The 19527-nt window shown below is 49.3% G+C and carries 18 protein-coding genes; 7 read left to right on the top strand and 11 right to left on the bottom strand.

The window, feature by feature from the left end; all coding sequences use genetic code 11:
* The first annotated feature begins 5 nt into the window (after positions 1–5).
* Positions 6–764 carry an RsmE family RNA methyltransferase gene (locus tag PPG34_RS01945; protein ID WP_313831450.1) on the top strand — a complete coding sequence of 253 codons (759 nt, stop codon included), beginning with the start codon at positions 6–8 and terminating at the stop codon, positions 762–764.
* Here the strand turns inward: PPG34_RS01945 and PPG34_RS01940 are convergent.
* The 11 genes from PPG34_RS01940 to PPG34_RS01890 form a co-directional block, all read right to left on the bottom strand.
* Positions 759–1610, bottom strand: coding sequence for a WD40/YVTN/BNR-like repeat-containing protein (locus PPG34_RS01940; RefSeq protein ID WP_313831449.1), 852 nt, complete (start codon positions 1608–1610; stop codon positions 759–761). The genes PPG34_RS01945 and PPG34_RS01940 overlap by 6 nt on opposite strands.
* Before the next feature lie 125 nt (positions 1611–1735).
* Positions 1736–3400 carry an IPT/TIG domain-containing protein gene (locus PPG34_RS01935; protein WP_313831448.1) on the bottom strand — a complete coding sequence of 555 codons (1665 nt, stop codon included), beginning with the start codon at positions 3398–3400 and terminating at the stop codon, positions 1736–1738.
* Between the two features lie 169 nt (positions 3401–3569).
* Entirely contained in the window at positions 3570–4505 is a 936-nt protein-coding gene (locus PPG34_RS01930) for a HEAT repeat domain-containing protein (RefSeq protein WP_313831447.1), read from the bottom strand.
* Positions 4477–4947, bottom strand: a complete 471-nt coding sequence (locus tag PPG34_RS01925) for a RidA family protein (RefSeq protein WP_313831446.1) — start codon at positions 4945–4947, stop codon at positions 4477–4479. Before PPG34_RS01925 ends, PPG34_RS01930 begins: the two co-directional genes overlap by 29 nt.
* Positions 4948–4959: 12 nt before the next feature.
* A complete protein-coding gene (mltG, locus tag PPG34_RS01920) occupies positions 4960–5967 on the bottom strand; it encodes an endolytic transglycosylase MltG (RefSeq protein ID WP_313831445.1) in 1008 nt (335 codons plus the stop codon).
* A 181-nt stretch (positions 5968–6148) separates the two neighbouring features.
* The gene (locus tag PPG34_RS01915) at positions 6149–7138 is read right to left on the bottom strand and encodes an MDR family oxidoreductase (RefSeq protein WP_313834259.1); all 990 of its coding nucleotides are present in this window, start codon (positions 7136–7138) and stop codon (positions 6149–6151) included.
* 173 nt (positions 7139–7311) lie between these two features.
* On the bottom strand, positions 7312–9954 hold the full coding sequence (gene alaS, locus PPG34_RS01910) for an alanine--tRNA ligase (protein WP_313831444.1): 2643 nt from the start codon (positions 9952–9954) through the stop codon (positions 7312–7314).
* An 80-nt stretch (positions 9955–10034) separates the two neighbouring features.
* Positions 10035–10490 (bottom strand): GatB/YqeY domain-containing protein, encoded by a 456-nt coding sequence (locus tag PPG34_RS01905; RefSeq protein ID WP_313831443.1) that lies wholly within the window; start codon positions 10488–10490, stop codon positions 10035–10037.
* Between the two features lie 21 nt (positions 10491–10511).
* Positions 10512–11588, bottom strand: coding sequence for a recombinase RecA (gene recA, locus PPG34_RS01900; protein WP_313831442.1), 1077 nt, complete (start codon positions 11586–11588; stop codon positions 10512–10514).
* A gap of 109 nt (positions 11589–11697) precedes the next feature.
* On the bottom strand, positions 11698–12273 hold the full coding sequence (gene thpR, locus PPG34_RS01895) for an RNA 2',3'-cyclic phosphodiesterase (protein WP_313831441.1): 576 nt from the start codon (positions 12271–12273) through the stop codon (positions 11698–11700).
* A 9-nt stretch (positions 12274–12282) separates the two neighbouring features.
* The gene (locus tag PPG34_RS01890) at positions 12283–13578 is read right to left on the bottom strand and encodes a competence/damage-inducible protein A (RefSeq protein WP_313831440.1); all 1296 of its coding nucleotides are present in this window, start codon (positions 13576–13578) and stop codon (positions 12283–12285) included.
* Between the two features lie 128 nt (positions 13579–13706).
* Between PPG34_RS01890 and tpx the strand changes: the two genes are divergently transcribed.
* The 6 genes from tpx to PPG34_RS01860 all read left to right on the top strand — a co-directional run bounded on the left by tpx (position 13707) and on the right by PPG34_RS01860 (position 19523).
* A complete protein-coding gene (gene tpx / locus PPG34_RS01885) occupies positions 13707–14360 on the top strand; it encodes a thiol peroxidase (protein WP_313831439.1) in 654 nt (217 codons plus the stop codon).
* Positions 14361–14600: 240 nt separating this feature from the next.
* Positions 14601–15269: a thiaminase II gene (tenA, locus tag PPG34_RS01880; RefSeq protein ID WP_313831438.1), complete on the top strand. Its 669-nt coding sequence runs from the start codon at positions 14601–14603 to the stop codon at positions 15267–15269.
* Positions 15270–15322: 53 nt separating this feature from the next.
* On the top strand, positions 15323–15895 hold the full coding sequence (locus PPG34_RS01875) for a type II secretion system protein (protein ID WP_313831437.1): 573 nt from the start codon (positions 15323–15325) through the stop codon (positions 15893–15895).
* Positions 15896–16268: 373 nt separating this feature from the next.
* Positions 16269–18608, top strand: coding sequence for a secretin N-terminal domain-containing protein (locus tag PPG34_RS01870; protein WP_313831436.1), 2340 nt, complete (start codon positions 16269–16271; stop codon positions 18606–18608).
* 1 nt (position 18609) lies between these two features.
* Positions 18610–19125, top strand: coding sequence for a type II secretion system protein (locus PPG34_RS01865; protein WP_313831435.1), 516 nt, complete (start codon positions 18610–18612; stop codon positions 19123–19125).
* Positions 19125–19523, top strand: coding sequence for a type IV pilin protein (locus tag PPG34_RS01860; RefSeq protein WP_313831434.1), 399 nt, complete (start codon positions 19125–19127; stop codon positions 19521–19523). Before PPG34_RS01865 ends, PPG34_RS01860 begins: the two co-directional genes overlap by 1 nt.
* Positions 19524–19527 lie beyond the last annotated feature (4 nt).

Genomic DNA, 19527 nt, shown 5'->3' with positions numbered 1-19527 from the left:
ACTTCATGCCAGTCTTCTTTATCTCTTCTCACAGCATCACCAACCAAAACGTACTGATCGAAGGTCCGCTTTTCGTACATCTCACAAAAAGTCTTCGATTTCGTGAAGGAGATGAGTTGATAGTGTGTGATGACGTTCGCCACCGACATTACGTCAAAATACAATCGGTGGCCAAAACCCTTTTGAAAGGCCAAATATTAAAAACTGAGCAGGGACCTAATCCATCGACTGCCAGAATTATCCTAGGACAAGCCATGCTCAAAGGCGATCATATGAACTGGGCTATTCAGAAAGCCACGGAGTTGGGAGTCTCAACGATTATCCCATTGATCACAGAAAGGGTCATTGTTCGCCCTAGGAGCGATCGCTTTCAATCCTTACAAGAGCGCTATGCCCGGATTGCACTAGATGCTGCACAACAATCCGAACGATGGGACGTTCCTGAAGTTCTTCCCCCAACATCTTTTCATGACTTTCTTGAGGACAATTGCCAGTCACCAATTAAAGGGATTTTGGTTGAACGAGAAAAACTTCCCGGGATAGGGAGTCTTCCTTTAGACAAAGAACTAAATGGAGTTGTGGTGGTAATGGTAGGCCCGGAAGGTGGATGGACTCCCGAGGAACAGCGGGAAGCACAACAGAGGGCCTTTACCCCAATATCAATGGGCACATCGATTCTCAGGGGAGAAACGGCGCCGCTCACCGCGTTAAGTATTATTCAATTTCGATTAGGAAACTTAGATTGGCCTAGTGCTCAGTCATGAGCCGTTGGCAGAAATTTTCAGAATAGTCCCCTGATCCCCAACCGCCCATCCTGTGTGTGAATCTGGGAAGGCTAACCCATAGAGAGAGTAGGGTTCTGGTAATTCAGGTTCCCGCCAGTTGAACCCAGCATCTTTGGTGACGAGGAAAGCGCCTCGCTCCCCGATGATCCAGCCATTGCGAAAACCTGTGAAATGAATCTTCAAAAAATCCGGGGGGCGAATACAGGGAGATCCGCATGGCCGGGTTTTATCTTCCCATTGAGCGCCGCCCGTAATGGTTCGAAAAATGGCACCCTGTGTCCCGACAACCCATCCAACTTGTTTATCGACAAATTGAATATCGAAGAAAGTCTGAGGACTATCCGTGGCTTGCTGCACCCAATGCTGGCCACCATCTTTTGTTGTTAAAATGACGCCGAGTGCTCCTACTGCCCACCCCTGCTTCTCATCAAGAAATTGTATGCCAAATAGGTCCGCCGAGGTTCCACTTTGCTGATCAAACCAGTTTTGCCCGCCATCTTGTGTGTGGAGTATCGTTCCTCGTGCCCCCACAATCCAACCATGAGTTTGGTTTTTGAAAAACATCCCATAGAGCGGAGAATTGGTTCCGCTAGTTTGGGGCAACCATGTTTTTCCACCATCGCCTGAATGAAGCACAGTTCCATTTTGTCCTACGACCCATCCATGTTGGTGGCCGGAAAAAAATATACCCATGAGTAGGGCTGACGTGCGCCTCGGGACGGAGATCCACGTTGAGCCTCCATCCTCGGTACGAAGCATGGTTCCCCCCGCACCAACCGCCCACCCGTTGTTTATGTCCAAAAAGAACGTGTCAAGTAATGTCACCTTAGTACCACTTTGCTGTGGAGTCGGTGCTTGAGGAAAATTTGCGCCAAAGACAAAAGAGCACCACAGCAACCCTGGGAGGATTGCTATGAGCAGAGACAGTGAGTAGAAGGATTTGGAATTCATTAATTTTCTGATTCACGTTCAGGGAAATGGGTATAATCGAAATAGAAATCTTCCCTCGGTAGATTGCGTGGGATGATCTCAAAATGTCCTGCAACAGCACTCACCCACTTTTTGGGCTGACAGCATGTGCCATCATCTTTCAGATCCCATGAACCCCGTCGCACCACAATTTCGCCTTTCGTGGGATTCTCATGAAACCCGCCTGGATACCCGTACCCAAACACAGGTCGACGAGGCACCCGAATTTTAATTTCATCGTCTTTCCATGAGACCACCAACGCCGCAAGTCCATTAATCATGACTTCGCTGCGTGACACATCCGCCCCTAACTCATAGTTTTGCCAGTTGTGAGCCTGGTGGTGCAGCCCAATTCGGCTGTCTTCGGCAATTTTCAAAAAATCGCCAAACCCTGTCCCTTTAATAGTGACAATTTCATCGAGCCCGGCCTCGGTTGGTGAGTAAGAAGTCACGGTGGGTTCCAAAACTGTAAAGTGGCCAACTTCTAATTCCACTTCACCCTTTTCAGCACAACAAGTTCCGTCCGGTTTAGGCGTCATTCCACCTCGTTTAAGAACGACCGGTCCGCTTTTAGCGCTATAAGGAACCCACACATCGATTTCGTTATCTTGCCATCGGTAAATCACCCCGGGCACACCGCCAATTTCCACGCGATTTTGGCCGGGCTCAAAATCAAAGGCATAAGCGGTAGATCCCGACTCAGAATAGACCCCAAAATTTTCCCCTTTTATTTGTAACAAGGTGCCGATTGGACCGGCTTCAGGAATCACTTTATCCACTCGAGATTCGACGACATCAAACTCGCCCAGATTTCGAGTTTTCCCGCCTCGTTTCAAGGTCACCATTCCCTTCGTCGCATTGAGTGGAACATGGACCACGATCGTCCTGGGAGACCAATCGGCAATCGTCGCAGGCTTTCCATTAAAAAGCACCATATCTGCTGGAGACTTGGTTTCCCCAAACTCTTGGCCGCTCAATACCACCTTGCTCCCAATGGGACCTTTGGTGGGTGAAAAGCTAATAGGCGGAATGAGAGTGATGGGCATGGGGTTACTCTCTACATATTGAACAGGGGCACAACAGGAACCATCAGGCAGGGGATCGGATGAGGCTAATTGAACCACCACATCACCACTTTTTGAGTTCGTCGGAATCGTCACCTCTAATCTATTGGGACGCCATTTTTTCACTTGGGCCTTCACCCCATTGATCAACACATTATTCACGCCGAACATGGTATTGGGATCACGAGATCCGGCCGTATTGCCAAAATTTTCACCTTCAATCGTCAAGTCAGAACCCGGTTCAGCTTCGGAGGGAACGATTTTGGTAATTTTGACCTGGCGGACCGTAAACTCACCCATCGTACTTTTATTCGTACCGCCGAGAACGACCACCGGGCCGGTTGTCGCTTCTAGCGGTACTTTCACCATTACCAAATCCTTTTCCCATAATTGAATCAAGGCCGGAACGCCATTGAATTCCACTCGGTTAACCGCCGTGGAAACAAATTCGCCAAAATCACCGCCACCGATGGTAACCGTTGACCCTGGAGCACCAGATGCAGGAAAAAGTTCTGCGCTCACCGGATTGGTGAAACCACAAATAAAAGCCATAAAAATTGTGACACACGTTACCTGTTTCATCTGGAATACAACCTTTCTAAGGTTACACAATACTTTACGCTAGGGGAACAATAAGATAGAAAACCCCCGTGAAATCAGCTTGGTTTTTGACCACAAACACTTCAAATACAAACACGTTTTCACTTTAACAATGAGAAATTTTTCTTGTCAAATGAAGAAGATGGGTAAGTTATTCCGAGAAAGAAGCCAACACATTCATAGTGTTGAGCGCGGCGTCGCGAACTTCAACCTGCTGGGTTTCTAGACTGAGTTGTCGAAGAAAGGGCAGAGCTTCGGTGACACGAAAATCTCCAAAAGCGTCAATGCTTCTCATCTGTACATGGACATCTGGATACATCACCATAGACTTGAGAATCTCCACAAGACGAACTTCGTTGGCCGCGACCAACTCATCGATAGCCCGATACGCAGCCACGGGAGCATATTGATTTTTATCGATTGGCACCGAATGTTGTGGCCGTCGAGAATGATCCATGACCGAGTCGGGTTTTTGGGTATTCTGAAGTCGAGTGACATCAGCCAATAGGGAATCGATAAGAATTTGGTGAGGATCTTGGCTCCCTTGAATTTCACCCCGCACGATTTCTCCCAAATAATGGTAATACGGATTGGTTAAAAAGTTAAGCAGGACATCAATGTAAGGAGGAGTACCCGTTACCATGGGCACCGAGGTTTCCTGAATGTGAATGGAGAACAACGGCCCTGCTGTCTGATGACTGATGAGAAATGTTCCCTCAATCTCTGTCCCGAAACGATTGATGGCAAAGGCCTGGCCCTTGGTTTCCGCGTAGTCGACGGTCAACGTAAGATCATGCGAGTCAGTACTGTTTCGTACGATAGTAAATCCAACGTCCCGCAGTTTCACCAGCAAGGAACCCTCAACATCCCAAAACATGACCCCGCGGGTTTTCCACGTGGACACACGGGCGTTAACATAGATCGACTGCGACCCACGCGCTTTGGAAAATCCCTCTACGTCGGCGAGATGTTGAACTTTGGCCAAAGCCCACGAAGAAGCAACCCACCACAACAAGCAGGTCAGAAACACAATCAGAGCTCTGACTCCAACAAGGAAATTAAACCGAGGCAGGATAGACTTCAACAATAAGCTCAAGCTCCACTGGAACACCAAGAGGCAATTCCGCCACGCCAACAGCCACGCGGGCATGCCGACCAACATCACCAAAAATTTCCACGAGCAAATCCGACGCGCCATTAATCACAAAGGGTTGCTCCACGAACCCTTTTTCCGACGCCACATAGCCTGTCAATTTCACGACCTGCTTGACCCTATCAAGGGACCCCAAGGCCAAACGAACATTCGCCAGCGCATTTAAGAGCGTTATTTTTGTCGCCTCATACCCTATTTCCTTGGTGAAGTCTCCCCCAAGTTTTCCTTGATGAGTGATCTTGCCATCACGGATTGGCACCACCCCGCTAAGAAACAAAAGATCCCCGACCCGAACAAAAGGCACATACGTCGCCACGGGTTTTGGGGCACTGGGTAAGTTTAGACCGAGCTGAGTGAGGCGCTGCTCATAAGACATGATACACGGAATTTACGAAGAACGCTGGCGTTGTTGCAACTGAAATTTTTTGACCGCGATATTATGCTCGTCCAGAGTGGCGGAGAATTGATGGCTTCCATCATTGCGAGAGACAAAGTAGAGGTAGTTGGTTGGAACAGGATACAACGCGGCCTTTATAGAGGCCTCTCCAGGATTAGCGATTGGACCAGGCGGTAATCCTCGAAACCGATAGGTATTGTAAGGGCTATCCACCGTCAAGTCTTTTTTCCGTAAATCCCCGTCAAACTGAGCTAATGCATAAATAACCGTCGGATCACTTTGGAGAGGAATTTTCTTGCGCAACCGGTTGTGAAAAACCCCGGAGATTAATCCCCGTTCCTGGGAAAGGCCAGTTTCCTTTTCAATCACCGAGGCCAACGTCATAATTTGGTGAACCGACATCCCCAATTCGGCGGCCCGTGCCTGGAGTTGCTCGGTCCAAGACTGTTTGAAGCGAGTCACCATGGCCTGGATAATGCTTTCAGGTGGCATTTGCCGCGTAAAATGATAGGTATCCGGAAAAAGATATCCTTCCAGGTCTTCTACTTGAAAGTTGAGTCGCGAGAGAAAGTCACGGTCTTTGGTCAGTGCAATGAACCTGTCTTGGTCAGCCAACCCTTTTGCCTGGAGGATACCGGCGATTTGTTCAATAGAATACCCCTCAGGAATCGTCACGGCATATCGTACCACCTCGCCTTTGGTGATTTTGTTGAGGACATCCGCCGGAGCCATTCCTCCATGAAATTCATATTCCCCAGGGATGATATTTCGATCGGCCCCAAGCACTCTACCCATCCACGAAAACGCCCAATCGCTCTTAATGAGCTGCCGTTGATAGAGCAAACTGGACACGTGAGACAATGATGCGCCCTGCGGAATTTCTAGAATCTGACGCTGGGAAGGGTTCCCGACGGGTTGAAGCTGAGAAAGAAAAGCAAGCCCGCCCACAAGAGCAAGGAGGACGACACTGCCAACCACGGTAGGGGTGCGTATACGCATTTTCGTGGCACTCCACGGAAAATGTTTCAGAGTAGATAAAGAAGAAGTCCCACTTCCTATTCTGCGTGTCTCCTTCGGTAAACGCAACGAAAATCTGACAATTTTTCAGGTTTATAGCCAGAAGTGTAAGTTTTTATTCTTTAACATAGATATCTACTCATTAGCCCACTCTCGGACATTGTCATGCGTTCACATCGACCACGATGCGACCTTTGATCCGACCTTTCAAAATCTCGGTGCACAGTGTTGGCACCTCCGCCAACGTTGCCGGACGAATCATGGCATCGAGTTTCTCCAAAGGCAAATCGGAGGCCAGACGTTTCCACGCCCTCAAACGTTGCTCATAAGGCTGCAGAACACTATCGATTCCTAGTAAGTTCACCCCGCGTAGCAGAAAGGGAATCACGCTTGTAGGCAGGGCCGCTCCGCCGGCAAGTCCGACCGCAGCAACCGACGCGCCGTATTTCAACTGACCGATCACCCGTGCGAGCATCTCACCACCAACAGCATCAACACAGCCCGCCCACGTCTCTGCTTCGAGAGGCTTCTTGGTTATGGTATCGATTTCGTGGCGAGCGACAATCCGATGTGCACCAAGCGACTTCAAATAATCCGCTGTCTCTGGCCGACCCGTTACTGCAGCGACCTCATACCCGAGGTTGGCGAGCACCGCTGTGGCAATCGAGCCGACTCCGCCTGCTGCGCCGCTGACGAGAACTGGTCCGTGATCCGGCTTTAAACCGCGATCTTCCAATGCCACAATCGCGAGGACCGCGGAGAAGCCAGCCGTTCCAATGGCCATCGCTTGTCTGGTTGTCAGACCTTGCGGCAGAGGAACCAACCAATCAGCATTCACGCGAGCTTTCTGTGAATACCCTCCCCAATGCGTCTCACCCACATGCCAACCCGTTAACACGACTTTGTCGCCGGGTGTGTATCGGGAATCGTCAGAAGAATCGATGGTTCCTGCAAAGTCTATCCCCGGCACGTGCGGATAATCGCGAACCAGCCCGTTGTTCGGTTGCAGGCACAGTCCATCCTTATAGTTGACCGTGGTGTACTCAATCGCAATCGTGACATTTCCTGTTGGCAATTGATCGTCCGTCAACTCTTGCACGTTTGCCGAAACTTCTGCTTGTCCGGTCTTTTCGACCACGAGGGCATTGAAGATCATCGTATATCTTTCTTGAACTGAATTTTCTGGATTCGTCTACTTGGAACGAACTTGACAAACAATAGGCTTTACTATTTCGGCTTCTACTGTCATGTAATTCAATTAGGATCAGACTCAATTCATTCTGGAAGAATTTTGAGAAGGATTTAAATAAACCGCAATGAAGAATATTACAATTTGGCTTCGACTAAGGAGAAGACTTTATCTAGAGCCTTCGCCAAACCAGCAGGATTTTTTCCGCCGGCTTGGGCCATGTCGGGGCGGCCTCCGCCGGAGCCATCGACTTCGGTGGCCATTTCTTTGATGAGATCACCGGCTTTGATTTTTTTGGAGAGATCTTTGGTCACAATGACTAGGAGGGAGACTTTGTCATCCGCCGCCGAACCCAACGCGATCACACCTTCGGAAACCTTATTGCGGACTTTATCTGAAAATAGACGAAGTTCCTGCATGGACAAACCGTCTGCCCGTTGGACGTGAACTTTCACACCGTTGATGTCGCGCACGTCGGCTTCTGCACTGCTGGAGCCCTGGTCCATCATTTTCAATTTGAGTTGTTCGAGTTCGCGTTCTTTGTCTTTCAACTGAGACACTAATTTGCGGGCCTTGGTGACAACATCCGAAGGACTTGTTTTCAGTAACTCGGCAAGTTCCTGAACTTCAGATTCAACCTTCTTGCTGTAATCAAGTGCGCCAACCCCGGTTAGCGCTTCGATACGCCGCACGCCAGCCGCAACCCCGCCCTCTGAAATAATTCGAAATGTCCCGATTTCACCCGTCGCGTGACAATGCGTACCGCCACAGAGTTCCTTGCTAAACTCCCCGATCCCCACCACGCGCACTTTCTCGCCATATTTGTCACCAAAAAAGGCCAAGGCACCGGCTTGAGTGGCTTCCTGAATCCCCATTTCATTTGTTTGTACGGAAGTATTTTCACGGACTTGTTCATTCACCAGTGATTCAATTTCCTCGATGTCCCGAGTACCCAGAGGTTTAAAATGCGAGAAGTCGAACCGTAAGCGATTAGGAGTTACCAAGGACCCATATTGCTTGACATGCGGGCCGAGAATCTCCCGAAGCGCCGCGTGCATAAGGTGGGTAGCGGTATGATTGCGGGCCGCATCGTGCCGAGTGACGCCATTTACCGAAGCCGATAGGTGTTCGCCTTTCCGCACACGACCCGCCGTCACCTTGCCTTTATGCAAAAAGAGTTTGCCGCCCACCTTCGTGGTATCGCGCACCTGGATTCGACCATCCGGCCCGACCAAGGTGCCTTGATCCCCGACTTGTCCGCCCCCTTCTGGATAAAACGGCGTGGCGTTCAACACTAACTCGACCTCGTCTCCTTCAACCGCATCATCAGCCAATTGTTCGTTCTTGAGAATCGCTTGGACCACGGTATCCGCATCCAACGCCTGATAGCCCAAAAATTCCGTAGGCTTGAGTTGCTGAATCAATTCCGTAACAACGGGTTTCTCCCCTTCCATGGCAAAAGAGGCTGATTTTCGTGCACGATCGCGTTGTGCATCCAAGGCACGCTGAAATCCTTCAAGATCCGTGACTAATCCTTGTTCACGCGCGGCTTCTTCGATCAAATCCAAGGGAAACCCATAGGTGTCGTAAAGTTTGAACACGCTCTCGCCATCTAAAGAACCACGAATCTCTGCTTTGGCCTCGTCCACCATGGAATTCAAAATCGGCAAGCCTTGGTCGAGAGTTCCGATAAATCGCTCTTCCTCCCCTTCCACCGCTTGACGCACTACGTCCGCCGCTTGGCTGAGTTCGCCATACACATCTTTCATTTGATCGATGACCGCGTTGGTCAACTCATGAAGGAATGGTTCTTTGGTGCCTAAGAGTCTGCCATGGCGTGAAGCACGGCGAAGGATGCGACGCAACACATAACCCCGTCCTTCATTCGAGGGCAGAATGCCGTCGGCAATCATGAAGGTGATGGCGCGCAGATGATCCGCAATCACGCGCATGGACCGATCGGATACGGCATCCTTTCCATACGTATGACGGGTCCGATCTGCAATGGCCGAAAGCAGCGGTAGGAACAAATCACTATCATAGTTACTCGACGTTTTTTGGACGACCGCCGCTAAACGTTCGAGGCCCATGCCGGTATCAATGCTTGGTTTGGGCAGCGGATGTAGTGTGCCTTCGGCATCCCGGTCAAACTGCATGAACACGAGATTCCAGATTTCCAAATATCGATCGCAATCGCACCCCACCGCGCATTCCGGCTTGCCACAGCCAAGCTCTTTTCCTTGGTCGATATGAATCTCAGAGCATGGGCCGCAGGGCCCCGTGTCGCCCATTTGCCAAAAATTATCCTTGTGGCCTAAACGAACGATTCTGTTGGTTGGCACATTGACTTTTTTCTGCCAGAGCTCAAACGCTTCATCGTCATCTTGAAAAATGGTCACCCAGAGTTTGTCCTGAGGCAGGCCAATGGTTTTAGTCAAATAATCCCAGCCAAAGAAGATGGCATCTTCTTTGAAGTAGTCCCCAAAAGAGAAATTGCCCAGCATCTCAAAGAAGGTATGATGCCGGCGGGTATAGCCGACGTTTTCCAGGTCATTATGCTTGCCGCCGGCCCGCATGCACTTTTGCACGGACACCGCACGCTTGTAGGAGCGAGTTTCTTCACCGAGAAACACGCGCTTAAACTGGTTCATCCCGGCGTTGGTAAAGAGAAGCGTGGGGTCGGCTTGGGGAATCAGCGGCGCACTCGGGACCACCGCATGATCATATTTGGAGAAATAATCGAGGAATGATTGACGAAGCTCATGGGCAGTCATTGCCATAGAGAATCCCATCCTTGGCGATAAAGTTTCTTGTCCGAAGCCAGAGGCTGGCCTTAAGAATAAGGCACAATCTCGATGTGCTAGGCCTCCTGTAATTGTTCTCTGACCACTGCATTGACGACCTTACCGTCCGCACGGCCTTTAACCCGAGGCAACAACGCCTTCATCACCTTCCCTAAATCCTTCAATCCAGCCGGTGACGTTTCGGCGATGACCTCCGCCACAATCTTACTTAGCTCTTCAGCATTGAGTTGCTGCGGAAGATAGGTTCGATACAATTCCACCCCAAGTTCTTCTTTGGCCACAAGATCATCGCGGTCACCTTTTTTAAATAACTCGATCGATTCTTGCCGCTGTTTAATCAGGCGTCCAATGACCACGAGGGCATCATCATCCGTCGGCTCACGATGCTCATTGATCCCGGCCTTCCTGATTTCGGAAATCAAAAACCTCATGGCTTCGAGGCGATCGGCCTCGCGGGCCTTCATGGCCACTTTCATATCGCCTTCTAAACGATCGATAATGTCGGTGCTCATATGCCGATTTCTCTTTGGATATTACTTCGCATTGGCGGCTTTTTTCCCAGCTGCAGGTAAAACGTCAGTGGGTGGCTCAATTGGTGTCTTGAACAAGCCGGCCTGTTCACGAATCTTTCGCTCAATCTCTTCGGCAATATCCGGATTAGACTTCAAAAACGCCTTGACAGCTTCTCGCCCTTGGCCCAATCGTTCTTCGTTATAGGAATACCAGGCCCCGGCTTTATCTACGATTTTCTTTTCAACACCCAGATCGACCAACTCGCCAACTTTCGACACACCTTGAGCAAACATAATGTCAAATTCAGCTTGTTTAAAGGGGGGCGCCGTTTTATTCTTCACCACTTTGACCCGGACACGACTTCCCATGACCTCTTGGCCTTCTTTAATCGATTCAATACGTCGAATATCCAATCGAACCGAAGAATAAAACTTCAGGGCATTTCCGCCTGTCGTGGTTTCAGGGCTGCCAAACATCACCCCGATTTTCATTCGGATTTGGTTGATGAAAATTACCGTGGTCAGAGACTTTGAAATTGCCCCGGTGAGTTTTCGCAGCGCTTGAGACATCAATCGCGCCTGAAGGCCCATGTGCGAGTCGCCCATTTCACCTTCGATCTCGGCGCGAGGCACCAGGGCTGCCACCGAGTCCACGACAATCAGATCAATTGCCCCACTTCGCACCAATGTCTCAACAATTTCTAAGGCCTGCTCCCCGGTATCCGGCTGAGCGACCAATAAGTCATCTGTTTGGATGCCGAGCTTTTTCGCATAGGTAATATCCAAAGCATGTTCGGCATCCACGAAGGCCGCGGTACCACCGGCTTTTTGTGCCTCGGCAATTGCATGAAGACACAGCGTGGTTTTTCCCGAAGACTCAGGTCCAAAAATTTCGATAACGCGCCCGCGGGGCAATCCCCCCACCCCAAGTGCCAGATCCAGTGTTAAGGAACCCGTGGATATTGCAGGTATATCGTCGACTGCTTCCCCTGTCCCCAATTTCATGATAGAGCCCTTCCCAAATTGCTTTTCTATCTGGGTGACCGCAAGCTCTAATGCTTTCTTTTTGCCTTCGTTTTCGCCACTTCGCTCACTCATAACGCCTCCTCAACAGTGAAGATAAACTTCGTAGGGGACCTATCATACTCAATTCCCGAGTACAGGCCAACGGTCTTTTTAGATCAGTAAAGGGAAAGGGAGTTGTATTTTAGGACTTGGCCAACGGCACAGCCCATAATTTCGTATAGACCGACCCCGTGGGTCGGAGATCGCTTTGAAACAAGGTGACCTGTTCGACCAATAGTCGACCAAAGATAAAGGGATCAGCCAACACCCCAGCCTTCTCAATCGCCTGACCAAGCTCTCGATGATCTTTCTTAATTCTGGCCAACGTAAGATGAGGGCGAAAGGGTTTTCCTTCCTCAGGGAAGCCTAAAGAGACGACTGCTGCTTCCACCTGAGCGGCCAGATGCTCCAAAACATTTTCTTCACTTTCGATGCCGGTCCAAAGAGTGCGGGGAGCGCGCTTATCCGGGAAAGCGCCAAACCCTCTTAAGGTCAGCACAAAGGACAATGTGCCCTTCACCGCCTGTTCCACAATTTGCCGGAGATCATCGATTTGAGATTCAGGCGTATCACCAAGAAACTTCAAGGTAATATGGAGATTATCTGATTTCACCCAATTGATTCCAGGCAATACAGACTTAAGCTGATTTTGTTTTTGCTCTATGGCCAAGTGAAGAGATGATGGCAGATCAATCGCTAAAAATGTTCGCAGGCTCACAAAAACCCCTTAATCATCATCGGCAATAGATATCCCAAACAACCATCGCCGAAGCACATCCAGCGCTCCTTGGGAGGCCCGTAGTTTAACCATATTTCGATCCCCTTGAAATCGGAATTCTTTCGTAAATGTTTTCCCTTGGATGGAAAGGGCTACATAAACCAGCCCCACGGGCTTAATCGGGGTGCCTCCACCAGGGCCTGCAATGCCGGTAACACTTAACCCAAGATCGACCCCACTTCGGCTCCTTATACCTTCGGCCATAGCTTTGGCCACCGGGGCACTGACGGCGCCATGTTTTTGAAGTATGTTCTTCGTCACCCCGAGCAGATCCATTTTGGCCTGATTGCTATAGCATACAACCCCCCTATCCATGTAGGAAGAACTGCCGGGAACCTGAGTCAGTCGATGACCAATCAGCCCCCCCGTGCAACTTTCCGCCATGGCCAGAGTGAGTCCTCGCTTTGATAATGCTTGCCCAATAATTTCTTCCATGGGTTGCCCATCAAGACCAAAAACAAAGGGCTGTAATTTTGTAGATAAATTCATTAAATATTCTTCAAGCGGAACATTAAAATTTTCTCTATTTTCATTCCCAATCTTTGCATTAAAGCGATTCGCATTAGGGAGGCGAGTTAAAGAAACCGATACACCGAGAGGCGAAGCGAGAATCCCAACCTGTACACCACTTGCTTCCGGGACGACCCCCTGAATCCGCTCATCCACGACCCCTTCAATAAGGCCAAACGTTTGGAGAGATCGACTTTCAATACCCTGCCCGAAAAGGTGTTCTTTAACCAAAATGGGGAGCACAGAATCCAAAAACATTGCCCGAGCCTCATGGCTTACCCCCGGCAAGCAAAAAATTCGACATTTCCTCCATTTCAAAGAAAATCCAGGTGCGGTTCCCGTGGTATTTCGAAGGAGGTCTGCCCCGGAGGGTAAATAGGCCTGCCGCCGTTGGTTGGCTGTCACGGTTCTCCCTACGACCTTGAATCGGGCTTGAATCGAACGTAGGGCTCGAGGACGTAGGCGCAAAGATGTCTCTGTCAGCTTGGACATGGCCTCACGAGTTACATCATCGACGGTCGGACCAAGCCCTCCTGTCACCAGTACGACTTTAGCCCGCTTTGATGCCTGTGCGAGAACACCGCAAATATCTTCAATATCATCACCCACGACGGTCTTAAACCTGGCCTCAATCCCCTGTTCCGCCAACATTTCGGCCAAAAAAATCGAATTGGTATCCGCCCGCCCCCCAAGCAGCAACTCTGACCCCACGACGATAATTTCCGCTGTAATCAAAAGCCATTCCTTTCTTATTCAAAAACCCTTGACACCAATTAAACCTAGTCGTATATCTCCCGGTACTCTAAAACACTGTACAGAGTACAGTCTTAAAATATATTTTGATGAAATGAAAGGTATTTCCCATGAATAGATTCTTCACTGAAGCCGTCCTGTTCAGCAGTTTCCTCATGATTATTGGATTGAGCGGCTGCGCTACTCTTGACCCCTCATCCGATAAGGGATTTTCCTACACTTCTATTCCCGTGGCTACTGGAACAGTTTCAAGCGGAGAAGGATCAAGTATACAATTCCGTGGCGCTCCCCTAGATCTTTCCGGTCAAAGTATTGCCCAGGGAGATTCACTGCGATCCGTAAAAGTGGCCAAGGATGATTTATCGCTCTTGGATATTGCATCCACCAAAGGAAAGGTTCGGATTATCAGCGTCGTGCCTTCCCTCGACACCAAAGTATGTGAACAACAAACGCATTACCTAAGTGAGAAAAACCAGGGCCTCGATGCGCAGGTGGACCTTTATACCATCAGTGTGGATACACCGTTTGCCCAAGGTCGTTTTGCCAAAGAGGCCAAAATCAATAATGTCACGTTTCTTTCTGATTACCGTGGCGGAGACTTTGGCCGAACATTTGGACTGCTGTTAGAAGGCCCCCATGTGCTCGCGCGCACGGTTATGGTGGTTGATCAACACAATGTCATCAAATATCTTCAGGTAACTCCTGATTTGGCTAATATGCCAGATATGGAGGCCGCATTCGAGGCGGCCAGAAAACTTTTATAAACCTCTCTCCTGTAATCTCCCGCTTTGGCCTCTTGTACAAAGAGGCCAATCGTTCTCCTTCATAGCGATTCAGACGCCATCCACTTCATTCAGGGTGGCTCCCGCATTTCCCAAAACAATTTGAAGACACTTCAGGTCTTTTCTCATCATCAGAAATGCGATACCCTTATTTCCGGACTATCGACTAAGGGCCCTGCCTCAGGAATTTTAACCATTTGATCTAGGTTAAGGAGTTACCCTGTGAGTTTTACTGAACAGATGCGAACATTGGCTAAACCTATCTGGGATGCTCAATTGAAACACCCCTTTGTCAAAGCCTTGGGCAAGGGAACCCTCCCCTTGAAAAAATTTCAATACTACATTCTCCAAGATGCACGTTATTTGGAAGAACTAGCGCGCGTATTTGCGTTGGGGGCGCAACGGGCCAATGACCCTGATACAGCCCTGCGTTTTGCCCAGCTCGTGGAAGAAACCATTGTGGTCGAACGGGGTCTTCATGAGACCTACGGGAAACAGTGGAAATTGACCGCTAAGGCAATGCGATCCACGCCAATGTCACCCACCAATTATGCCTACTGTCGTCATATGCGAAGCGTGGCCCAAACCGGCACACTCGCGGAATTGACGGTGGTCGCACTCCCGTGCGCGTGGGTATATTGCGTGGTGGGTCAACACTTGTTGGGAGATGGACTTCCCCCCGATAACCATCCTTATGGCGATTGGCTTAAGTTGTATGGCTCCCCAGAGTTTGCCGAAGTTACCCAGTTTATGCGCACCCTGGTGGATCGAGAGGCCAAGGTAGCCGGAAAGGCTGAAAAAGACCGAATGATGAGGGACTTTCTCACGAGTTCTCGCTATGAGTGGATGTTCTGGGACATGGCTTGGCGAGAAGAACAATGGCCGGTCTAATTTATATTATGAAGCATCTTTTCCTTTCCTTCTCGTCAGGATCTCGGAGACCCTTGGCTCAAATATCGAACCAGCAGGGGGCCACCTACCTGGTCATGATGTTTATCGTCGTGATATTGGGCATCACGCTCATGGCAGTCAGTCAACATTGGTCCGTAATCATGAAACGGGATCGTGAAGCCGAATTGCTGTTTCGGGGCAGTCGAATTAAGGAAGCCATCGAACGATATGTGGCTGATTACGAAGTACAAAAGGCCACAAGAGCCAATCGATACCCCATGAAATTAGAAGACCTGACCAAACGCCCCAAGCGGTATCTCCAGAACGTTTACAAAGACCCGATGACGGGAAAAGATTTTGACCTGATCCTGGTCGGAAAAGATATTCATGGGGTCCGAAGTGCCAGCACCGACACACCAATGGATTTGGTAACCTTCAAAGGCGCCACATCCTATGACAGCATCCGTTTTGAAGCCGTAGCCGCAGGTTGTGGCAGCAATCCTGCGAATCCAGCCGTCCCTGCCAATTGCCAGCAGATGCCAACCTCCGGAGAGGGCCAAACCGTACCGGCAGGAGAAGAACCCGGGAACCCGGAACAAGGGGAATCTGAGGGGGCTGAATCCTGAGGTTCATTTCCTGATATTTTCACAATTCAATTTACCCTTCTCCCAAGCTTATCCAAACTCCGAATATTTAATAGCTCCCGAACTCCCCCTCTTTACTGTCATTTTTAATATTAAATACCTAAGTAAATTCAAGAATGTCATATTCTGGAAAACAAGATTTAACATTAACGAAAATAAACCGATAAGAAGCACATATAGCTACCAAAATCCCCTAATTCCCTATTCACTTTTTTTGAAGTTATGGTAGGGTGGTTTGAGGGAAATTCCATAAGGAATTTCTTGGCTTTGTACATTCCATGAGGGAATACGCCTTTCTGTCATGATTCAGTGCTTCAAGTACATATTGGGCTCTCTTTTAATTGGTGTCATCTGTATGACCATGACGGCATGCAGTACCGCCGGACCTGATATCAAATTCGCCGAGGAAATGGTCCAACAAGAACAATGGGATGCCGCTGTCGGCGCATACCGTGAAGCCCTCAAGAAAGACCCGTTTAATCAAGAAATCGAAAAGGCCCTTTCCCAGGCCAAAATCCAAGCGGCTCAGATTCACTACCAGAAAGGCAGGAAGCTGCTGAACCAGCACAAACTCCCTGCAGCTATGCAAGAGTTTGAAATTGCCTTAGGGCTAGACCCAAGCAGACCGGAACACCATGCCGCCCTCGAGGATATTGTCCGTCTCAAAGATGCGCGAGAACGCATGGAGGATGGGAAAAAATTACAGAATTTGGGTCGATATGATGACGCAATGAATGCCTATGAACAGGCCATTGAATTAGATCCCAATTTGACTGAAGCCCTCAATGGCATCACAGCGATTGCAGAGCAACAGAAGGTCTACAAAAGCCTCGGTGGAACGACCGAAGCCGTCACCCTTCGATTCCAAAATACCCGATTGAAACAAGTCTTCGAAATCCTGGCGAGGACCGCCAACATCAACATTCTCTTTGAAAAGGATGTCCGCGATGACCTTGTCACCATCTTCACTAAAGACACCCCGTTCGACGAAGCCCTGAATCTCATCCTATCCACTAACCAATTATTTTCGAGGCGAATTGGTCCCGACACGCTGCTCATCATTCCGGACACCAAGCAAAAACGGCAACAATATGAAGACCTTCAAATTCGCACTTTTTATCTCTCTACGGCCAAAGCCAAGGATATGGCTAATTTGCTCCGGACGATCCTCGAGACCAAACGGGTCTACGTCAATGAACCGTTGAACACGGTCGTGATCCGAGACGAACCCGAGAAACTTCAGTTGGCGGAACAAGTCATTCTGGCCAATGATCGTCGAGATTCTGAGGTCGAACTTACATTGGAAGTTTTGGAGGTCAGCCGAAATCAACGAGAGAAAATTGGGCTGAGCTTTGCCAAACAAGTCGGAGCAGGGGTTTTTCCAGGATCAGCAGCAGCGGCCTCGTTCGGGGAGACCGCTAGCACACAGACATTTAAATTTGAGCAACTCACGGGTTTAGGCCCGGATTCCTATTTATTTAAATTCCCCTCAAATATCTTACTCGATTTCTTTAAAACGGAATCAAATGCCAAAACTCTGGCTTCCCCTAAAATTCGAGTCTTGAATAATCAAAAAGCCTCGATCAACGTCGGTGATAAGGAACCCATTCTGTTATCGACGACTTCAACGAATCCAAATCTTGGAGGGAGTGTTGCAACGCAGTCCACAGTTACTTCTATCGAATTCAAAGACACCGGCGTCAAACTCGATGTGGAACCCACCATTCACTTGACTGGGGAAATCACCATCAAATTGAAAGTGGAAGTCACGCGCATCGGCGAACAAGTCACCCTGCAGGACAACCCCCTCATCAACCAATTCCGTTTTGGCACTCGAACCGCCGAAACGACATTGAATCTTCGAGATGGAGAAACCGTAGTTCTTGCCGGATTGATTCAAGAAGAGGATCGGAAAACCCGCGATTCGATACCCGGCCTTGATGATGTTCCTATTATAGAGGACCTCTTTGGCAGGGAAGATCGAAAGGTCGACACCGAGGTTATCCTTGTCCTCACCTCGCGCATCATTCGAAGCGTTATGCCTCCCAACATCGTGAAACACACACTCTGGTCGGGAACTGCCGACCAATATTCAACCAAACCATTATTTTCCCCACGTGAACAGGCTCCGATCCTTGACGTCGTGGCAAACAACGAGACAGCACAACTTCCTGAAAGCAAACAGCCAACTTCGGACAGTACCACACCGGTGAAGAGCAGTGAAAAGGGCACTCCCTCCTCACCGATTTCGCCAAAGCCACAACCGACCGTGCCTCCCAAATCTTTGGCATCGAAAATAGTATTGACGCCATCGGAAATTACTACAGGTCCGGGACAAACCATTGAGATGATCTTAACAGGAGAATCCATTCCGGAAACGCAATTGGCACAAATTACCATTTCCTATAATCCTGAGCTATTGGAATTTACCGAGGCATTGCCCGGACAGTTTTTCCGAATTTCTCCAAAGGAATCATCCATGACGGTGTCAGCAGCGCCCCAATCGGGAACCGTCGTGTTGCAATTTGGGCGAACCGGACATTCAGCCAGCGGAAGCGGACAGCTTGCCACGGTTGTGTTTAAAACGAAAGCCAAGGGAGATTCTCCCCTTGTCATCAAGCAACCAAAGTTAACAGGCCCATCGGGGCAATCGGTGCCGATCACCGTTCAACATAGCCTCATTCGTATTTTATAGAATGAAGAAACAGGACCGCGGAGTCACCTTAATTGAACTACTGATTACCCTGGTGATCGTGTTTATTTTGGCCTCCATTGCTCTCCCGCTCACGAAAGTGAGTTCCAAGCGGTCAAAGGAATTGGAGCTGCGTCAAACCTTGCGAACCGTTCGCACCGCAATCGATGATTTTCGCCGCGATTGGGCACGAGACAATAATACGCTTTTGGGCCCGCTCTGCGTAAAAAACCAGTTGTCATGCAAGGAGAACACAGGAGTCACGGGATATCCAAAATCTCTCGAAACGCTATTAAAAATTGAATTGAGTGGCGCGGAATCCGCCATTGAAGAAACGGTCTCCCTGAGACGGTACTTACGGAAAATACCCACCGATCCGATGACCAATTCTGATGAATGGGGTATTCGCTGCTATCAGGATGATGCGGATGTCGATGATTGGTGTGGGGAAGACGTTTTTGACATTTTCACTACGAACACGGGGACAGCCCTCGACGGCACCTCGTATCGCAACTGGTAATGCACCCCATCGTTGAAAAAAAGTGGACAGGCTACACGCTCCTGGAACTCATGATCGTCGTGGCCATTGCTAGTATTTTAGTGACACTTGCCGTACCATCCTTTCAACGGTCGGCGGTGAAAGCGAGGGAGGCGACTTTAAAACAAAACCTGGCCACTCTTCGGACAGTGTTGGACCAACATTATGCGGATCAGGGTATCTATCCTCAAACGCTTGAGGCCCTCGTGGAAGCGGGATATCTTCGGCAAATTCCAGTCGATCCCTTTACCAAAGATTCTACGAGTTGGCGATTGGTCTTTGAGGAAAACGCGGATGATGCTGAGCCCGGTGGAATTTTTGATGTCCATAGTGGCAGTGACCTCGCGGCCCTTGATGGCACGCACTATAGTGAATGGTAAAAAT

The sequence above is a fragment of the Candidatus Nitronereus thalassa genome, assembly GCF_032191465.1.
GTDB lineage: Bacteria > Nitrospirota > Nitrospiria > Nitrospirales > UBA8639 > Nitronereus > Nitronereus thalassa.
The sequence above is the reverse complement of the archived record's forward strand: the minus strand, read 5'-3'. Positions and strand labels throughout refer to the sequence as shown.

What these genes read in the sequence shown, in the direction of transcription:
- PPG34_RS01945 (WP_313831450.1), top strand. Translation starts at nt 6, where the DNA reads ATGCCAGTCTTCTTTATCTCTTCTCACAGCATCACCAACCAAAACGTA.
- PPG34_RS01935 (WP_313831448.1), bottom strand. Translation starts at nt 3,400, where the DNA reads ATGAAACAGGTAACGTGTGTCACAATTTTTATGGCTTTTATTTGTGGT.
- PPG34_RS01925 (WP_313831446.1), bottom strand. Translation starts at nt 4,947, where the DNA reads ATGTCTTATGAGCAGCGCCTCACTCAGCTCGGTCTAAACTTACCCAGT.
- mltG (WP_313831445.1), bottom strand. Translation starts at nt 5,967, where the DNA reads ATGCGTATACGCACCCCTACCGTGGTTGGCAGTGTCGTCCTCCTTGCT.
- alaS (WP_313831444.1), bottom strand. Translation starts at nt 9,954, where the DNA reads ATGGCAATGACTGCCCATGAGCTTCGTCAATCATTCCTCGATTATTTC.
- PPG34_RS01905 (WP_313831443.1), bottom strand. Translation starts at nt 10,490, where the DNA reads ATGAGCACCGACATTATCGATCGTTTAGAAGGCGATATGAAAGTGGCC.
- recA (WP_313831442.1), bottom strand. Translation starts at nt 11,588, where the DNA reads ATGAGTGAGCGAAGTGGCGAAAACGAAGGCAAAAAGAAAGCATTAGAG.
- tpx (WP_313831439.1), top strand. Translation starts at nt 13,707, where the DNA reads ATGAATAGATTCTTCACTGAAGCCGTCCTGTTCAGCAGTTTCCTCATG.
- PPG34_RS01870 (WP_313831436.1), top strand. Translation starts at nt 16,269, where the DNA reads ATGACCATGACGGCATGCAGTACCGCCGGACCTGATATCAAATTCGCC.
- PPG34_RS01865 (WP_313831435.1), top strand. Translation starts at nt 18,610, where the DNA reads ATGAAGAAACAGGACCGCGGAGTCACCTTAATTGAACTACTGATTACC.
- PPG34_RS01860 (WP_313831434.1), top strand. Translation starts at nt 19,125, where the DNA reads ATGCACCCCATCGTTGAAAAAAAGTGGACAGGCTACACGCTCCTGGAA.